Below are 1,459 nucleotides of genomic sequence, written 5' to 3' on the forward strand. Positions count from 1 at the left end.
TCGGTCTGCAGGTACCCTGAGAAGTTTCCAATGATAGATGCCGCCACATCCCCCGAACGGGAGTCCGCATATTCAAACCAGATGATGGGTCGGGGCGGATCCGTCGACCCGGGACCCTCTTTGAAGCCCCGGGCAACCCACATCCGGGATTGACTTGTCGCAGGTCGCTCTGGCTCATGCAGTACCTGCGTCACCGTCTCATCCATCCCCAGGACCGGCGACGACCGTAGGTCCTCCTTCATCCGCCGCCACAGCGGCTCGAGCTCCTCGCTTACCCGCAGAATCATCCGGGCCATGGTCCCCCGCCCCAGCTCAAGCCCAATCCGCTGGAGCGCCCCTTCCTGTCGATACAACGGCAGCCCATCCACATACTTACTCACGATGATGAATGCCGCCGTGCTGTTGGCATACTGGCTCCCCTTCGCTATCTTCGCTGGCGCCGGAGCGCTGACAATGGCCGGTTCGTCGTGGCCAATGAAGTCGTCGCAGGTGCAGGGGCCGTACTTTCGCCGCACATGCACCCTCACCACCACCTTCGCCGGGATAATCTCCACCTCTTCGCTCCGCTCTTCCCCAATTACCGGCCGTTCCTTCGCACACCACGGACAGGCGCGAGCTGCTTCATCAAGCTCGTGGAGCACCTCTATCCGTTCAATGTCTCCCCGAATCCGTCGCCGGCCGCTCCCGGGGGCCTTCTTCCGGCGTTGTGGTGTGACTGGTGATTCTTTCGGTGCAGGCTCAGGGGCCTTTTGCATCTCGTTCTGAGCGGTAAGTTCGGCCTCATTGAACAGCTTCCCCTGTTCCTTCGGTTCGTCTTTGGGAAACCGTTCACTCCTCGGCCCGTACAGCAGTTGCTGCAACACATGAATGGTATGCCGCGCCTTCTGGAGTTCTACCTCCTTCTCGGCAAGGGCTTCTTGTTTCTCGGCGAGTTCTTTTTCCTTTTCGGTAAGCGCTACTTCCTTCGTCGCCAGCACTTCCCGCAGCGTCTGGATCTCTTTGATGAGTTCTTCCCGGCTTGTACTGCTGGCAACGGCGCTTTCCATGGGCCCACCATACCACACCTCGACAGAAAAGTAAATTCGATGGCCCTACGTGAGCCGGCTGTACTGCAACTCCGGAAATCGCTTCCAGAAATCTATCCCTTCAAGGAGCATCGCAAGTTCTTCTTCCGTCAGGACCACGGGCTCGGTGGTGCTTTGCTTCCCTGGCCATGGAAAAGTTCCCCGTTCAAGCCGTTTGGTCCACAGGCAAAAGCCGTTCCGGTCCCAGTACAAGATTTTGAGGACCCGCTTGCTCTTCCCGCAGAAGAGAAACAGGTCTCCGCTGAATAACGGCGCCTTCCACTCCTGTTCCACCAGCGCCGCAAGGCTGTAGGCCTGCTTGCGCATGTCCGTCGGCCCGCTCCGGAGGTATATCCGCAGCCGGCTTACCTCTGGCCACATACCCCAACCACCGC

Annotated in this window: 2 protein-coding genes; both read right to left on the bottom strand. The window is 59.4% G+C overall.

The features are described 5' to 3' along the window. A partial coding sequence (locus tag C5O22_RS00010; RefSeq protein ID WP_165910350.1) for an IS66 family transposase occupies window positions 1-1,046 on the bottom strand: 1,046 nt, incomplete at its 3' end. 45 nt (window positions 1,047-1,091) lie between these two features. Continuing rightward, window positions 1,092-1,459 (bottom strand): IS66 family insertion sequence element accessory protein TnpB (gene tnpB, locus C5O22_RS00015; protein ID WP_207895314.1); only part of this gene is annotated, 368 nt, incomplete at its 5' end.

Origin of the sequence: Treponema sp. J25 (genome assembly GCF_004343725.1) — a bacterium.
In the GTDB taxonomy this organism is placed as follows: Bacteria; Spirochaetota; Spirochaetia; order Treponematales; family Breznakiellaceae; genus J25.